The 17,699-nt window shown below is 38.0% G+C and carries 13 protein-coding genes; 7 read left to right on the forward strand and 6 right to left on the reverse strand.

Annotation, left to right across the window (positions count from 1 at the left end):
* Positions 1–309 precede the first annotated feature (309 nt).
* On the forward strand, positions 310–1,110 hold the full coding sequence (locus tag DBO93_RS06735; protein ID WP_108455629.1) for an IclR family transcriptional regulator: 801 nt from the start codon (positions 310–312) through the stop codon (positions 1,108–1,110).
* A 281-nt stretch (positions 1,111–1,391) separates the two neighbouring features.
* Here DBO93_RS06735 and DBO93_RS06740 read toward each other — a convergent pair whose 3' ends face one another.
* The 4 genes from DBO93_RS06740 to DBO93_RS18920 all read right to left on the reverse strand — a co-directional run bounded on the left by DBO93_RS06740 (position 1,392) and on the right by DBO93_RS18920 (position 4,473).
* Positions 1,392–2,732 carry a TRAP transporter large permease gene (locus tag DBO93_RS06740; protein WP_108455630.1) on the reverse strand — a complete coding sequence of 447 codons (1,341 nt, stop codon included), beginning with the start codon at positions 2,730–2,732 and terminating at the stop codon, positions 1,392–1,394.
* A 3-nt stretch (positions 2,733–2,735) separates the two neighbouring features.
* Positions 2,736–3,266, reverse strand: a complete 531-nt coding sequence (locus DBO93_RS06745; protein ID WP_108455631.1) for a TRAP transporter small permease subunit — start codon at positions 3,264–3,266, stop codon at positions 2,736–2,738.
* Between the two features lie 131 nt (positions 3,267–3,397).
* The gene (locus DBO93_RS18915) at positions 3,398–4,027 is read right to left on the reverse strand and encodes a hypothetical protein (RefSeq protein WP_239059136.1); all 630 of its coding nucleotides are present in this window, start codon (positions 4,025–4,027) and stop codon (positions 3,398–3,400) included.
* A gap of 32 nt (positions 4,028–4,059) precedes the next feature.
* Entirely contained in the window at positions 4,060–4,473 is a 414-nt protein-coding gene (locus DBO93_RS18920; protein WP_239059137.1) for a hypothetical protein, read from the reverse strand.
* Between the two features lie 306 nt (positions 4,474–4,779).
* On the opposite strand from DBO93_RS18920, the gene DBO93_RS06755 reads away from it, so the two are divergent.
* Positions 4,780–5,046 (forward strand): acyl-CoA dehydrogenase family protein, encoded by a 267-nt coding sequence (locus DBO93_RS06755; protein ID WP_108455632.1) that lies wholly within the window; start codon positions 4,780–4,782, stop codon positions 5,044–5,046.
* A gap of 18 nt (positions 5,047–5,064) precedes the next feature.
* Here DBO93_RS06755 and glpD read toward each other — a convergent pair whose 3' ends face one another.
* Complete coding sequence (gene glpD, locus DBO93_RS06760; protein ID WP_108455633.1) at positions 5,065–6,588, reverse strand: glycerol-3-phosphate dehydrogenase; 1,524 nt, start codon at positions 6,586–6,588, stop codon at positions 5,065–5,067.
* A 244-nt stretch (positions 6,589–6,832) separates the two neighbouring features.
* Between glpD and glpK the strand changes: the two genes are divergently transcribed.
* Positions 6,833–8,311 (forward strand): glycerol kinase GlpK, encoded by a 1,479-nt coding sequence (gene glpK / locus DBO93_RS06765; protein ID WP_108455634.1) that lies wholly within the window; start codon positions 6,833–6,835, stop codon positions 8,309–8,311.
* Between the two features lie 186 nt (positions 8,312–8,497).
* On the opposite strand, the gene malQ is transcribed toward glpK, so the two are convergent.
* The gene (gene malQ / locus DBO93_RS06770; RefSeq protein ID WP_108455635.1) at positions 8,498–10,696 is read right to left on the reverse strand and encodes a 4-alpha-glucanotransferase; all 2,199 of its coding nucleotides are present in this window, start codon (positions 10,694–10,696) and stop codon (positions 8,498–8,500) included.
* 375 nt (positions 10,697–11,071) lie between these two features.
* Between malQ and DBO93_RS06775 the strand changes: the two genes are divergently transcribed.
* The 4 genes from DBO93_RS06775 to glgC all read left to right on the forward strand — a co-directional run bounded on the left by DBO93_RS06775 (position 11,072) and on the right by glgC (position 17,593).
* On the forward strand, positions 11,072–11,371 hold the full coding sequence (locus DBO93_RS06775; protein ID WP_108455636.1) for an isoamylase early set domain-containing protein: 300 nt from the start codon (positions 11,072–11,074) through the stop codon (positions 11,369–11,371).
* A gap of 230 nt (positions 11,372–11,601) precedes the next feature.
* Entirely contained in the window at positions 11,602–13,686 is a 2,085-nt protein-coding gene (glgX, locus tag DBO93_RS06780) for a glycogen debranching protein GlgX (RefSeq protein ID WP_108455637.1), read from the forward strand.
* Positions 13,687–13,763: 77 nt separating this feature from the next.
* Positions 13,764–16,172 carry a glycogen/starch/alpha-glucan phosphorylase gene (locus tag DBO93_RS06785; protein ID WP_108457778.1) on the forward strand — a complete coding sequence of 803 codons (2,409 nt, stop codon included), beginning with the start codon at positions 13,764–13,766 and terminating at the stop codon, positions 16,170–16,172.
* A gap of 149 nt (positions 16,173–16,321) precedes the next feature.
* A complete protein-coding gene (glgC, locus tag DBO93_RS06790) occupies positions 16,322–17,593 on the forward strand; it encodes a glucose-1-phosphate adenylyltransferase (RefSeq protein WP_108455638.1) in 1,272 nt (423 codons plus the stop codon).
* The last annotated feature ends 106 nt before the right edge of the window (positions 17,594–17,699 follow it).

The following is a 17,699-nucleotide window of genomic DNA, read 5'->3' on the forward strand; positions in this document are numbered from 1 at the left end:
TTGAAATCAGGTGATTTCCTACTTAAAATAAGTGGCTGTAATACTCTTGGAATGTTCAAGAATTTCGTTTTTGGCCAATTTATAGTACAAATAATTCAGTAACTAAAAAGATCAAGTAGCCTGTTATCGTATATTTTCATGATATTCCTCTAAATTGCGGCTAATAACCTATAAACGTCAGCTTTAAAGCTATCTATAATCTTTATTTTTAGAGCAAATAATGAGATTATAACTACCATAATTTGAAAAACGTATTGACATCTAAAACAAGTCAATTCGCCGAGTATCAAAACAATTGAGTAGTTCAAAATGAATACACCAACGGGTATGCCAAGAGATACAAATGGGGAAGTCGATCGTAAATTTGTCGAAGCGCTTGCTAGAGGTTTAGATATTTTACGGGCATTTAATCCGGGAGATGGATTTCTTGGCAATCAGGAGATAGCTCAGCGTACCGGTCTGCCTAAATCGAGTATATCAAGATTAACCTATACCTTAACAAATTTGGGCTACCTGACTTATTCAAAGCGTTTAGAAAAGTACCAGCTTGGCGCTGGTGTGTTGGCTTTGGGTTATGCATTTGTGTCAAACCTAGCAATTCGTCAAGTGGCGAACCCCCAAATGAAAGAACTTTCCATTGAAACAGGTACATCAATAGGTTTGGCAGACAGAGATCGACTTGACATGATTTATGTTGATCATTGTGCCCCAAAAGATATTGTTACCTTTAAAAAAGATATTGGCGACAAAATCCCGATGGCAACTACGGCTGCAGGGCGAGCTTATTTAGTGGCTTTGTCAGAAGAAGAACGTGACTTCTTTATGAGACATTTCAAAGAAAAACTGGGTGATAAGTTCGAGGCTGTCAAAGCTGGCGTTGATCAAGCAGTGGAAAGCTATAAAGAATTTGGCTATTGTCACTCTTGGGGCGATTGGGAGCGAGATACCAATGCCATTGCTGTACCGCTGAAGCTCACGCAAGGGCAAATTTATGTATTCAATGCTGGTGGCCCAGCTTTTAGGTTGTCGCAAGAGTTTTTGAGCGGAGAAGTCGCGCCACAATTAAAAAGCATGGTGCGTAATATCGAAGCAACCTTAATTCGATTTTAATACTTTTTCTTAGTTTATTATTTCACTTATTGTTAAAAGGTCTTTGTTTATTGCAAAGGCCTTTTTTGCAATTGGCATATGATTATTTGTTATTGATTTGGCGCTAAGCATAGCGGTATATAAAATACTTATACCGAACTTGGATAAATAAAGCCTAACTTTGGTTATTATTTTATCGAGGTTAAGTGGATTTGAGAATATAGAATGAACACTATGTATGACTTGAAGCGTGATGGTTGTTCGCGGCAGGGTATATGTTAACCAACCGCGAACAATAAAGGCTACATCATAAGGTTAGGTATTAGCAGCGATAGTATCGGGAAGGCGATAATCGCAATCAATACTAAGATATCCATGACCAGAAAACGTGTAACGCCCATAAAAATGTCATATACAGCTACCGAAGGTTTAGTGACACTGGCGATAACAAAGACGTTTAATCCGACCGGCGGGGTGATCAAGCTTATTTCAAGCAATTTTATTATAACCACACCAAACCAAATTAAGTCTAAGCCATAACCTTCTACCATAGGGATTAAAAATGGTAGGGTAAGTACCATAATACCTAGCGGATCAAGAAACATACCTAGTAGGAAATATACACCAGCGATCATTACCAGTAATAGCCATAGTGATACGTCGGCAGATTCGATCAATCCAACCAGTGCTGGTGCCATACCTGTTAGTGCAACAAAGCCAACAAAAATTTTTGCTCCGGCCGCAATAAAAAAGATTGTCGTGGTCTGCGTACAAGTTTCCTTAACTGATTGAATAAACTGTTGCCAATTAAGTCGTTTTTGTAAAGCGCCAATAATGATTACCGTAAACGCACTGATCGCTGCGGCCTCTGTAGCGGTAAATATACCACCATAAATACCACCAATAATAATGGTAAAAAGCAACATAGCAGGCCAACATCTTATAGCTGCTTTTCGGCGATCTCCTTTAACATGCAAAGTGGTATCAGCCGGTGCATCACTGGGATTACGTTTCACCCATATGTAGATCACCACTAAAAATCCCAACAAAGATATCAGACCTGGGATAATACCTGCCAAGAATAGGCGACTAATTGACATTTCGGTAAAAATACCATAAACAATAAATAGCACACTGGGTGGAATAAGCGAACCAAGCGTACCACCAACGGCCACAGTAGATGTAGCTAAACGCTTATCATAGCCCATCCGTAACATCTCAGGCACACAGATTTTACCCATCGCTGAAGCACAAGCAATGCTCGAACCTGTAATAGCCGAGAATCCCCCACAGCCAAAAACAGAGGCCATTGCCACCCCGCCAGGTAAGCGCTTTAACCAAACTCGCGCCGCATGATAAATGTCAGTAGTGATACCTGTATGGTAAGCAATATGACCTAAAAGTACGAATAGCGGTATCATACTTAGATCATAAGAATGGACTAAGTCGAAGGCATTGGATGAGATCATAGTCAGAGCAGGTGCAACCGCTGTGTCAATGTCAAAGCCACCGTTTCTCAAAGCAAAAAATAAAAATATAAATACCGATGACACGCCAGCTAAGCTAAAGGCGATTGGTACACGGAAAATAAGTAAAAGCAACGTACAGGCAAAGCCGACGAGCCCAAGCATTAATGGATCCACAGATTAACCCTCTTCAATTGTATCGTATGCCGCGTCTGAACGCTGCGCGAGATAGTCAGTATTACCACAGATTGCTGCTCGAAAATCAGCAACGAAAATTACCGTTAAACGTATAATAAATAGTGTTGCGCCAGCAAAAAAGGCAAATCGTCCTGGCCATTCAGGTAGATCTAATTGGCTAAAGAAATAAGCGCCACTAATGGCTGAGTGGAAAAATCCTTTCCAAGCAGCCAATGCAAGTGGCAGTAATATTAATAGGCTGATGAGAGATCCAATGGCAAGCATCCATAATTTGGTATGCTTACCCAAGCGTTTAAATAAGAACTCTATGGTGATGTGGCTGTAATCTGCTGTAACATAAGCCAACGGCAGAAAAACGGCTCCTACCATGAGCTCTCGAACGATAACAACATCGTCAGTTACTCCCCATCCAAAAAGGTTACGTGTAATAACTGTTAGCGTGATCATTAGGCCGAGCGTGATAATGCAAAGGCCAGCTACAATCAATGCCCCTTGTTCCATTTTTTTCAACATAATATTAAACTCTATGTGATACCAATTTGATTAACGCTGTGATCATTTCTACTGGATAAAACAAACCGCATTTGGGTTGTTTTTATGCCTATAAAGTAGAACACCTCATTAATTAAACGGGTGTATTTAAGTTAACGTGCCCAAGGGTAGCCATTGAGTTCCCGTTCTTGGCTATATTTTTTAAGAGAAGCTTTGTAGTTTTCCACCATGGTTTTTCCAGATAGGCCACTGTCAATGGCTTCTTTTTCCCATTTCTTAATGTGATATTGACTCGCGGCGTATAATTGAGCTGAACCTGAAGAGGGCAAAGTAATCATTTCTAACTTACGACCATCAACTCCTTGTGTCAGTAACTCTTCTGCTCTTTTGTCAGCCTTCATTATATTTTCACCAAGATAATTGATAAAGTCAGCGCCAACTTCATCTATTACCTTTCTCTGTGAAGGGCTCAATTTTGTTAGAGCATCTTTGTTTATAAATATTCCCAAACCGGTATAGGTGCCCCAATTGAGCTTGGTTAGGCTGTCAGACGCTTCATGTTGTTTCAAAGCAATTGTGGCGCTCATGTAACCAAGGCTACAATCGAGTAAGCCGTTACCTAGTCCCTGATACGCCTTATAAATACTCATACTGACTAAATTGGCTCCTAGATCGCCAAATATTTTACCAAAGGTACCAACACCACGAATTTTTTTACCTTTAATATCTTCAAGTGTTCGAATAGCGCTCCCTTTACATAGCACGATAACGTTGGACAGCATGTATGAAGTGATGAAGGATAAGTTTTGTTTGGCTAAATTACTGGTAACTTCTGGGATTGCATATGATCAAAATTAGCTTTTAAACCAACCCAAGGATCGAGGTTTTCAAAAGGTAAATTAGTGAGAGAAAAAGACACCATCTCTTTGGGAAAGTAATCGGGAATAATAGTGCCCATATCGACCACGCCTGCAGCAATAGATTGTCGCGCGGCATTCGCCTTAAATAAGGCACCACCCCACATAATATCAATTTTTAAATCACCACCAGAACGCTTTTCAACTTCCTGTGCAAACCATTTGGTAGCACTAGCACGGGCGCCACGATTTGGCCCAGGTTCGCCATAAGTGAGAACCGTTTCAGCTAAAGCAGGGATTGCACCCAAAGCAGCAATGGTTAATGTTGCTACTTTGAAAAACTTGCTAATGATATTCATTTTTGGACTCATCAAAAAATACCTCGTGTTTCGCTTGGCGGAACCTTGGTGCCACTAAAGTTCATTACTGTACAATAACAAACATGGCGCCGCAAGCATAAAAATAGCTATAAATTAAAGATATGGAAAATATATAACGATATATTTCTTTTTGAAGATAGAGTGAAGCGATCAATTAAAAAATCACTGTAAAATAGTATTAAAAACGGGAAACTCTATGTGCCAAAAATTAATCCCATTTAATTAGCAAGTTCCGATATTTCTTGATAATCAACTGACCGAGGAAGAACGAATGATCCGTGACTCTGCTCATTATTATTGTCAAAAAAATTGCTACTAGGTGTGCTTGAAGCCAATAGATATGAACATTATGATCGCGAAATCATACGTGAATTAGTTCAATTAGGCTTATTGGGTGATACTTTGTCTGATAAGTTTGGCGGCAGCGAAGTCAATTATGTAAATTATGTCAGTTATGGTTTAATTTCGCGTAAAGTAGAGCCTTTAGACAGTGGTAAGTGCAGCGCAATAAGTGTGAAGTGCTTGTTATTTAAAACTGTGAAGTCCCAAGTAGCTTCATCCTAATGAAGTAGATCAAATAGTTTATTTATTTTGTAATGATTTACGCTCTACAATGCTAGGGTGCTTATCAATATACTGCTGTATGAAAGCGACTTGCGACATTGATAAATAAAGGCCTCTTTTCGTTCGTCGCCATATGATGTCTTCAACATTAATAGCCCATTCATGTTCGATTAAAAAGTTGATTTCTAGCTCATATAAATCAGCACCAAAACAAGATCCCATAGCTTCAATACTATCTATATTATTTAATAAAGTGAAAATTATTGTACCGTAGCTACGGATCAATCTAGTCCGCAATGCTGAAGACAACCATGGAAACTCTTTTTTAATTTCTTGAGTAAATAATTCTATATTATTGAAGTTTCCACCGGGCAGCGGGGCGTCTGCTGTCCAGGTAGGTCCAATGTTTGGGAAATAAGGACTAAGTTTATCAACTGTAGCTTCTGCGAGTTTACGGTAAGTGGTTATTTTACCGCCAAAAACTGACATGACAGGTGCTTTATTATTTACATCTTCTATTTCTAACTTGTAATCACGGGTTACGGATTGAGCATTTATTGACTCGTCATCTAATAAAGATCTAACACCTGAAAATGTCGTTACAATATCATTACGTGATATTTTTTTCTTAAAATAGGTATTGGTGATGTTTAATAGATAGTCAATTTCTTCATCTGATATTTCAACAGCAGAGGGATCGCCATTATATTCAACATCTGTGGTGCCAATTAATGAAAAGCTATCTTCAAAAGGGGATACAAAAACGATGCGCTGATCAACATTTTGTAGAATATAAGCTTGTGGTTGATTATGGATGCGCGGTACTACGATATGGCTACCCTTAACTAACCTAATTTTTTGAGGCGATTTGTTGGGTAAAGTACTTGAAAACAACTTTGCAACCCAAGGTCCAGCAGCGTTTACAATGCTGCGTGAACGAATAACACTCATTTTACCGTGCAAACTATCTTTTAAGGTAATCGTCCAAATATTATCTTCGCGTACTGCTTTTATACACTGAGTTTGTGTTTTTATACTGGCACCATAATCTTGCGCGGCAAGTGCATTTAAAATAACTAACCTTGCGTCGTCTACCCAAGCATCTGAATATTCAAAACCTTTAGTTATTGTACTAACTAGGGGACTATCGGATGAGAATACAACGCCTTTTGATGCAGGTAAAGTGACGCGCTTAGCTAAGTTGTTGTAGAGAAACAAGCCAATATGGATCAGCCAAGCAGGTCTTAAATGCGCTTGATGAGGTAAGCAAAAAGTTAAAGGTTTAATAATATGCGGTGCATTTTTTAATAAGATTTCGCGTTCTGCAAGCGCTTTTCTAACGAGCTTAAATTCATAATGCTCTAAATATCGTAAACCTCCATGAATGAGCTTACTGCTTTTAGAAGAAGTGGCAGAGGCAAGATCGTTTTGCTCACACAGGACAACCTTTAGCCCTCTGCCAGCAGCATCTGCGGCGATTCCTGTACCATTAATGCCACCGCCAATAACAACGAGGTCAAATATTTCATGTACTTCACTCATCTACGGTACCTGACTATTTTATATGTTAAATATGGCGTTCCAACAGCAATGACCATATTCGCATTTAGGTCATTAAGGCTAACATTCTTGTGTATATTTTAAACTAATAAAAATTTTTTATTTACTCGCTTTTACTCATTTATTGTTTTAATTATCATTTTTTAAAAGCGATTGTTGTTGAAAGCCATTAAGGCTAACGGCATTATCGAATAATACCAATTGACTAAGTAATAAAGGTGGAGCAATTTTGAAGTACTTATTAGCCATCGATCAAGGAACAACAAGCTCAAGGGCGATACTTTTTACTAAGCTTGGGAAAGTGCATGCATCTGCGCAAGAGGAGTTTGAACAACACTTCCCGCACGATGGCTGGGTTGAACATAACCCAAGTGATATTTGGCAAACTGTCTTGCGTACTTGTCGAAAAGTACTTGCTGACAATAATGTTCAAGCGACAGAGGTAATTGCCATAGGTATTACTAACCAAAGGGAAACCACCTTGGTGTGGGACCGAAAAACGGGCGACCCTATTTATAATGCTATTGTTTGGCAAGATAGGCGCACATCGGATTATTGTCGAACAATATCTAGCCCTGCAGTAGAAGAACTGATTAATCATAAAACCGGCTTGTTACTCGACCCTTATTTTTCAGCCACTAAAATTCGCTGGATACTCGATAATGTTGAAGGAGCACAAGAAAAAGCTGAAAATGGTGAGCTAGCATTTGGTACGGTTGATAGTTTTTTATTGTGGCACCTTACAGGTCAAAAAGAACATAAAACTGATGCGACTAATGCCTCAAGAACCATGATTTTTAATATTCATGAACAAGCTTGGGATCAAAAGCTACTTGAGTTGTTTAATATTCCCGCCGCCATGTTACCCGATGTGATGGATTCATCAGATAACTTTGGCTATGTCGATAGTGCATTACTTGGCAGTGAAATTGCCATTTTAGCTATGGCAGGCGATCAACAAGCGGCTTTATTTGGTCAAGCATGTTTTGATGAAGGTATGGCGAAAAGCACCTATGGTACAGGCTGTTTCTTAATGCTGAATACTGGTAGTAAGGCGCTTAAGTCTAAAAATAGATTATTAACGACAGTTGCTTATCGATTAAAGGGTAAACCAACGTATGCTATTGAAGGCAGTATTTTCATGGCTGGCGCGACCATTCAATGGATTAGAGATGGCTTAAAATTAATAGGCTCTGCATGTGAAACAGAATCAATTGCCGAAAAAGTGCCGCTAGATCATGGGGTTTTTCTTGTGCCGGCATTTACCGGCTTGGGCGCACCTTATTGGGACCCTAATGCACGAGGAGCCATATTGGGTTTAACGCGAGATTCGGGCATTAATGAAATTGTGACAGCTGGCCTGCAATCTGTTTGTTATCAAACCAAAGACCTACAAAAAGCCATGGAGAATGACGGTATTAGACCCAGTGTTATTCGTGTTGATGGTGGTATGGTGACTAACAATTGGTTGTTGAGTTTTCTGTCTAATATCTTAGGAGCAACGATTGATCGCCCTGAAATAACTGAAACAACGGCACTAGGCGCTGCTTACTTAGCAGGGTTAAAAGCAGGGGTGTATAGCTCGACAGAAGAGCTAGCAAAAATGTGGCAATGTGAAAAGCGCTTTACCCCGTCAATTGATAACGCACAACGAAATATTTTATATGGAAAGTGGCTAGCTGCGGTGCAAAGAGTCAAAAGTTAATTAGCTACTTTAAACTTATAAGAAAAAGGCACAAATTATCTAATGCCCGTTTTTTTTAACTTTGTTCATGTTTGCTTTTTTTCTTTTGGTATTGCTTGTTTTGGGAAGTTTTCTTTAGTTAATAATGACGATGAGTATGTTAAACACTCATCGTCATTAATAGCCTTATTCCTTTGATTTATTTAATTATTTCGGCCTAGCGATATTCATTGCTTGTGCTATTGCTTGTACTGAATTTGTTTTATCAAAGTCTTCCACCGACACGGGTAATTTTTGTAACCAATTTGGGTGTTGATCAATTGTACCTGGAATATTTACTTGCTCAGTTAACTCTAAAGCGTCTTCTAAAGGAATAAGCTGGAGGTGACTTGAAGATTTTGCTAGATACTTTTGTACTGCAACACTTAACTCGTTATTCATTTGTGCAGGTTCAAGCTGTGGTGCTTTACTCATGTCGATAACTTGAAGATCATTTAAAGCAGCAATCAGGTTTTCACGTTCACTGACTCGCGCATTTCTATCTGCAAGCCCAGCTTCATCATTAGGGTAGAGATTAAGTTGTTGACGCCATTGTAAATCTCGTCCTTGCCACCAACCGGTTAATGTAGATGTATCATGCGTGGCAACAGTAACAACTGATTGTGTAGGGAAGTTATCAGGACGCTTAAATAAACCAGAATCCCAGCGTTCAAAAAAGAGTACTTTAAAAGATAACAGGCCTGCATTTTGAATGGTTTCACTGAAACCTTCAGGAACATTACCTAAGTCTTCTCCTATAACAACACAATTATTTCGACGAGATTCTAAAGCAATAATGCGTAAAATATCATCCCATGGAAAACTGATATAAACCCCTTCATCGGCTTCCATACCCGGAGCAACCCAATATTGGCGCATTAGTCCTAAAATATGATCAATGCGCAAAGCTCCAGCATATTGCATGCTACTTCTTAATGCTTTTACTAAAGGCTGATAGCCTTGTTTTTGCAGAGCTACTGGATTTATTGGTGTTAACCCCCAGTTTTGTCCTAAGGGATTCATGCCATCGGGTGGTGCGCCGATTGATGCGCCTGCCACATAAACTTCTTTATCTGACCAAACATCAAAGCCTGAGCCGTCACAACCCACAGCCAAATCGAGATATAAACCTATCGCCATCTCTTTATCGACTGTTAGTTGAGAAACAGCGTTTAATTGTTGATGTGCTAGCCACTGTAAAAAACAAAAGTATTCAATACGTTTAGCATGAGAGAGTTTAAATTTATGTACTTCTTCGCTATCAGGATCTTGAAATTTTATTGGCCAATCAGGCCAACCATAAGTATTTTCATCAGCTAAATGAAAATGTTCATACAAAGCATCAAAAGTAGCGAAACGTTGTAAGTCATGGCCATTTATTTGTTTAAAGTGCTCAAATTCAACGGCCATATTTTTATAGCATGTATTATTACTTTTAGCGGTAGAGTTTACGCAAAAATCTTCAAACAATATGGCTACGATTTCAAACTTTAATTTTGCAACTTCAGGGTAATCAACCAAGCTACTTGCTTTTGTATTAGCAATGCGCTGTTGAAATGCTTCACTGTTTACTTCTGTTTGTGCAAGTTCACAAAGTTCAAAATTCGGGATTTTGCTGACATCTATATAAAGTGGGTTCAAAAAGCAGCGACTAGAAGGTGAGTAAGGACTTCTATGTGCAGGATTATTTTGATAAAGCGGGTGCAATGGGTTTAGCCCAATGGTTGCCGCCTGTTGCTTAGCTGATTTTTTAACAAGCTCAGCTAAATCTGTAAAATCACCCATTCCCCAATTATCTTTACTCAGTAGTGAATATAATTGCGCGGTATAACCCCATGCTTTATTGCTTGACGCTTCTTGTACGCTGAAGCAGGTTTTGGGCGCGTAAATAAGCGGGCAACTTGTTTGGGTCTCACCAAAACTGATCGTAAATTGATAATAACCTTGTTCTAAGCTTGGTAGATTTATTAAGTACTGACAATACTGTGTTTCATCAATTGTTGACTCTGCAATGACTTGCATGTCTTCAACATTAAAAGCCCCAACAACCTCATTGCCAATAGTGCTTCCAAGTTCAGGCGTGACTTTCCAATTGAGGAGTAAACTACCAATTTTAGGTAGGCTTACTCTGATGGTATGTTGCTGCTCTTCTAGCTTAACAATATGAACAACGGGTAAAACTTGAGTCCATTGGTTTTGATTCAACGTTGCAATTGAATTTGATAATGACGCTTCATCTAAATCAAAGCCCATCGCTTTTAATAAAGCGCTTTTCGCCTGATCTTTAGCATAAACCGTGTCGCCGAATGTACCGGTATAACTTGGATGAAAACCTACTAAATCTGCTAACTGTTCAATGAGACTCATATCAACACTCTTTATATTGTGAAATAAAACTACATATTTTTGTAACTTTAACAAGTTTTAGGTTATAATTACAGCAAATAAAGCTTTGAATGTACTTATTTTCGTTGTATATTTAACGCGTGTAATTTATTTACATAATTTTACAACAAAAATAATGTGGCATTACTTGTAAGTGGTTAAGACTACTTTAATGACATATTAAGTTTTTATTATATAGTCGGCCCGATTTATGCTTTTTTCATCATGTCGACATATAAATCGGCTATTTTAAATTGAAAACGCGCATTATTGGGGCTTCGTAGTAATATTTAGCACTTAAATAAAGCAAAATCAGTAATGTTAAATTAATTAGTGCATGATTAATGGAGAATAACAATGCTAACTAAGAAATTTTTTAAAACTAAAGATGAAACTGAAGTAACTTTTGAATTTAATAGAAGTGATGTAACTACGGCCTCATTGGTTGGTGATTTTAATGGCTGGCAAGCTATTGAAATGAAGTTTAATAAAAAGTCAAAAACCTTTAAAACTAAGGTTAGATTACCTAAAGATGGAAGTTTTCATTTTCGCTACCTGTTAAACGACACGGAATGGGAAAATGATTATCAAGCTGACCAATACTTAGCTAATGAGTTTGGCACTGAAAATAGTGTCGTACTGACTACGGCTTTATAAAAAGCCAAAGAAATATTTATGATAAGCAAAGCCTTGTATTAAGGCTTTGCTTTTACTTTATAAAATATATGTATTGAATTGAACTAAAGTTAAAAACTAGTGTTTAATTTATTTAGAATGTAACTTTTAAATTTAGATTTATGAAAGCGTTTATCTACTTATTATTTTAAGCAAACTGACATGTTGTAGTAAATGCTACAACCATCATCAATTTTCTTCACTGGAGAAACATGGAACAATTTAGAATGGAACCCGGAAGAGTACATCCAATAGGCACAACTGTTGATGATACCGGTGTTAATTTTGCTATTTTTTCAGCACATGCTGAAAAAATTGAATTGTGTATTTTTGATGAGCAAGGTGAAAAAGAGCTAGAGCGTTTTATTTTACCGGCATGTGAACATAATATTTGGCATGGTTTCCTTAAAGGTGCTAAAGCCGGTTTAGTCTATGGTTATAGGGTATATGGACCTTATAGACCAGAGTTTGGTCATCGTTTTAATCACCATAAATTATTATTAGATCCTTATGCAAAAGCATTAAAAGGCAATTTCTCATGGTCTGAACGCCATTTTGCTTATAACATTCATGACCCTAAAAAAGATTTATCTTTTGATGATAGAGATAATGCCGATGTGATGCTGAAAGCTGTTGTTATGGATGCTTCTGCGCCGCTTGTTCCAAGAAAACCAATTGCTTGGAAAAACACGGTTATTTACGAAGGTCATGTAAAAGGTTTAACAGCACTAAACCCGAAAGTTCCCGAAGCCTTACGTGGATCATTTCTAGGTATTAGTCACCCAGCTATGATCGCCCATTATCGTGCTATCGGTATTACCACGATTGAATTATTGCCAGTACAACAATTTATTTCTGAACAATTTCTTACCGACAAAAAACTTTCAAATTATTGGGGCTATAACTCATTAGCGTTTTTTGTTCCGCATAAAGATTATTTAAATCAGCACCAAATTCGTGACTTTCAACGCATGGTTGATGAACTTCATCAAGCCGGTTTTGAGGTGCTTATTGATGTGGTTTATAACCATACTTGTGAAGGTAACCGTTTAGGGCCAACACTAAGCTTTCGAGGGATAGATAACCATTCATACTACCGATTAAACCCAGCTGAACCGCGATATTATATTAATGATACTGGCTGTGGAAATACTATCAATATTAGCCATCCGCGTGTATTACAGATGGTAATGGATAGTTTGCGTTATTGGGTACAAGTGATGGGAGTTGATGGTTTTAGGTTTGATTTAGCCACCATATTAGGCCGTGAATTACATGGCTTTGATAAAAGTAATGGCTTTTTAGATGCAGTATTACAAGACCCCATTTTAAGTAGTGTAAAAGTTATAGCAGAGCCTTGGGATATTGGTCCTGGCGGTTATCAATTAGGTGGATTTCCATCGCCGTGGTCTGAATGGAACGATCGTTACCGTGACACCATGAGACGCTATTGGCGCGGAGACAAAGGTTTGTTACCTGAATTTGCTCGCAGAATTCATGGTTCGAGTGACATTTTTGAGCACAGTGGACGTCAGCCATTTGCTAGTATCAATTTTCTTTGTAGCCATGATGGCAATACGCTGCGCGATTTAGTCAGTTTCCAAGACCGACATAATGAAGCAAATGGCGAAAATAACCGCGATGGTCATTCAGATAATTTTGCGCATAATCACGGTATTGAAGGTGAAACTACCGACACTGCCATACAGTCAGTTCGATTACGCCAAATTAAAAATATGATGGCAACACTTATGCTATCTCAAGGCGTGCCAATGATACTGGCAGGTGATGAAATAGGCCGTACACAAAAAGGTAATAATAATGCCTACTGCCAAGACAACGAAATAAATTGGTTAGATTGGGATGATAATGCGTTATATGCTCAAGAACTTAAGGGTTTTACGGCTAAATTAAGTGAACTTAGAAAACGCTTTTCTATGTTGACCCATGATCATTTTATTCACAAAGATGATACAAAATCTTCGGTGGATATTATTTGGTATCACCCATCTGGCTTTGAGATGCAAAAAGATCATTGGCACTCACATCATGCCGCGACGTTAGGTTATTTGATACATGAAAAAGCGCCCAATAGCCCGTCTCTTTTGTGTCTTTTCCATGCAGGTGCTGAACCGGTTGAATTTCAATTACCGATGATTGATGAAATACAACATTGGCAAGTCATGATAGATACAACAGCAATTACTGAACAAGAAGACGTTTTAAATATACCCGCAGAACGCGTAATTACCATGGCACCATTTTCAACAATTGTTTTATTAAACGATTGTTTATAAATAACAAATAGGAAGCACTCATTGTGAATAACGAAAAAAACATATGTGAAATTACTTCATCAGATGGCAGTGTTTTAATGAATGAACACACTTTTACTGAAGATTTGGCGCGACATTTCCATTTTTCACTTGGTCGTGACAAGGTGCAAGACTCTCACTTATACCTTTATAACGCACTTGCCATTACCATTCGTGACCGTTTAGTTGCCCAATGGCGAGAAACACGTGAGACCCGTGGACATCAGCGCCGTGTTGGTTATATATCACTAGAGTTTTTAATGGGCAGAACACTTAATAATGCTATTTTAAACTTAGATTTAGACGACACAGTTCGTGATGCGTTAAAAGGTTATTGCTGTGATCTAGAAGATGTTGAGCAAGCAGAGCATGACGCAGGACTAGGTAATGGTGGTTTAGGACGACTAGCCGCTTGTTTTCTAGATAGTTGTGCTAGTTTAGCTTTACCCGTTATTGGTTACGGTATTCGTTATGAATACGGCATGTTTAATCAACAAATTAAAAATGGTGCGCAAATAGAGCATCCTGATAATTGGTTACGTAATGGTAACCCTTGGGAAATTGCGGCGCCTGAAAAAGCGATCAGAGTTAAATTTTTTGGTCAAGTTGATGTAATTAAAAAGCGCAGCGGTCAACAATACCGTCAATGGAATAACACCCAAGATGTACTTGCTGTTCCTTATGATATGCCGATTCCAGGTTATCAAAATGGTATTGTGAATACTTTAAGGTTATGGAAATCTGAAGCGACTGATGAATTTGACCTTGGTGAGTTTAACGCCGGTAGTTATACCGAGTCAGTGGCTAAAAAGAATCTAGCCGAACAAATTACGATGGTGCTGTACCCAAATGACACCAGTGAAAACGGTAAAGAACTTCGTTTACGTCAACAATACTTTTTATCTTCAGCATCTTTGCAAGATACTATAAATAGTTATGTCGAAAATTGTGGCAATAATTTTGATGAGTTTATTGCGCTAAATAGCTTTCAACTAAATGATACTCACCCAAGTATTGCGGTGCCTGAGTTGATGCGAATTTTAATGGATGATTATGCAATCTCATGGGATGACGCATGGAATATCACCACAAAAACGATGGCTTACACTAACCATACGTTATTACCTGAAGCATTAGAAAAGTGGCCGGTTAGTTTATTTGCGAACTTATTACCACGTATCTTAGAAATTATTTACGAAATTAATGCGCGTTTCCTTCAACAAGTTGCGGTTGCATGGCCGGGCGATTCAAATAAACAACAAGCGTTGTCACTGATTGAAGAAAGCCACGAACCTCAAGTTCGTATGGCGCACTTAGCTATTGTGGGTAGTTACTCAGTTAATGGTGTTGCAGCGTTACATACCAAGCTTTTAAAAGCAGGTTTGTTTAATGACTTTTATCAATTGTGGCCTGACAAATTTAACAACAAAACTAATGGCGTTACACCACGTCGCTGGTTATCGCATTGTAATAACAGTTTAGCTGATCTTATCTCAAGTAAAATTGATAAAAATTGGGTTGCTGATTTTGCCCATGTTGAGAAGTTAGGGAAATTTTCTGAAGATCATGCTTTCCAAAAACAGTGGCAAGAGAGCAAAAAAGCCAATAAAGTCGTTTTAGCTGAGTTTGTAGAAAAAGCTACGGGTGTTAAGTTTGATGTAGATATGATGTTTGATGTACAAGTTAAACGTATTCATGAATACAAACGTCAACTACTAAATATTTTACACGTTATTGGCCTATATGACCGAATTCGTAAAGGTGATACTGCCGATATAACTCCGCGTTGTGTCCTTATTGGCGGTAAAGCAGCGCCCGGTTATGTTATGGCAAAAGAGATTATTAAATTAATCAATAATGTTGCTGACACCATTAACTTAGATCCAAAAGCCGCTAAGTTTTTAAAAGTTGCTTTCGTACCTAACTACAATGTTTCTGCCATGGAAATTATTTGTCCTGCTACTGACTTATCAGAACAAATTTCAACAGCAGGTAAAGAAGCATCAGGTACCGGCAACATGAAATTTATGATGAATGGTGCATTAACAATTGGTACATTAGATGGTGCAAATATCGAAATTAGAGATGCCGTTGGAGCGGAGAACTTTTTCCTATTTGGTGCTCAAGCTCATGAAATTTCGGATATTAGAGAAAATTATCAACCTAATGAGATCATAGCTAATTCTGAAACATTATCAGCGGTTATGCACTTGTTAGAAAGCGGTCACTTTAATTTATTTGAACCAGGTATTTTTGATTCAATTATAAAAACAATACGTGACCCACATGATATGTGGTTAACAGCGTACGATTTTGATAGTTATTTTCAAGCTCAGCGAAGTGTTGATAAAACTTATCAAGATCAAACTCTGTGGACTAAAATGAGTATTTTAAACACTGCAGCAAGTGGTGTGTTTTCGAGCGATCATACGATCAGGCAGTATCGAGATGAAATATGGAAGCTTTAGTAATTTACTCTGTGCTAAGTTGATTAATGAATTGGCCATTTTTAGTTATTTAAAATAAGCGTGGCCACGTTATTAATTCAACCAGTATTAAAAAGTAAAAGGCTATTTAATGAACGTTAATTAATGTTTGTAAAGGTAAAGGATACGTTATGCCCAATTATGTAGAAAGAAGAATAAGTAGTTTAACAAAAGAAACTTATGCGTTGATTTTGGCTGGAGGCCGAGGTTCGCGACTCTATGAATTAACAGACAGACGAGCTAAACCTGCTACCTTTTTTGGTGGTAAGTTTAGGATTATCGATTTTCCTTTATCAAACTGTATTAACTCAGGTATTAGGCGTGTAGGTATTGCGACTCAATATAAGTCACATTCACTTATTCGTCATGTTAACCGCGGTTGGGGACACTTTAAGAAAGAGCTTGGTGAATCCATTGAGATTTTGCCGGCATCACAACAAACGGGTGATGGCTGGTATCTTGGTACGGCTAATGCCGTATTTCAAAACATTGACATTATCAGACATGAATTACCTAAATATGTGATGATTTTATCTGGCGATCACGTTTATCGTATGGATTACGGTCCTTTACTCGCTCAACATGTGGCTAGTGAAGCAGATATGACCGTATGTTGTATTGAAACATCGGTTGAAGAAGCGGCAGGGCAGTTTGGTGTAATGACCGTTGATGAAGATAGCCGTGTTTGTCGCTTTGATGAGAAGCCAGCTAATCCTTCTGAAGTACCTGGCAAACCTGGTGTTACATTAGCCTCGATGGGTAACTATGTTTTCAACACAGAATTTTTATTTGAGCAACTTGAAAAAGATGCTGCTCAAGAAGGGTCAAGTGGTGACTTTGGTAACGATATTATTCCTAGAATAATCGAATCTCATCGCGTATTTGCTTACCCGTTTAAAGATCCCGACAGTGAAAAACAACCTTACTGGCGTGATGTAGGTACCTTAGATTCTTTTTGGGAAGCCAATATGGAATTAGTGGCACCAGAGCCACAGCTTAACATGTACGATGAAAACTGGCCTATTTGGACGTATCAAGAGCAAACAGCACCCGCTAAGTTTGTATTTGACCAAGACGAGCGACGTGGAATTGCAATAGATTCAACGGTTTCTGGTGGTGTGGTTGTTTCTGGTTCAACGGTTAAAAGAACGCTGTTATTCTCAAAAGTAAGAGTTAATTCTTACTGTGAAATTGATGAATCAGTTATTTTACCTGGCGTTGTTATTAATCGTAATTGTAAAGTTAAAAAAGCAATTATCGACCGTGGTTGTGAAATTCCAGCTGGTATGGAAATAGGCATAAACCATGATGATGATCGTGCAAATGGTTTTAGAGTTACAGATAAAGGTGTTGTTTTAGTTACCATCGGTATGCTTGCAAAACTGAAAAGTGAAAATAAATAGCTTTTGATAATCAATTATTAACGTTAAGGGTAATTTCAATTGGAAGAAATTACCCTTGTTAATATTAATTATATTTAAATTTATTTTAAATATAAAAATAAGCTAT

Origin of the sequence: Colwellia sp. Arc7-D (genome assembly GCF_003061515.1) — a bacterium.
Taxonomy (GTDB): Bacteria; Pseudomonadota; Gammaproteobacteria; order Enterobacterales; family Alteromonadaceae; genus Cognaticolwellia.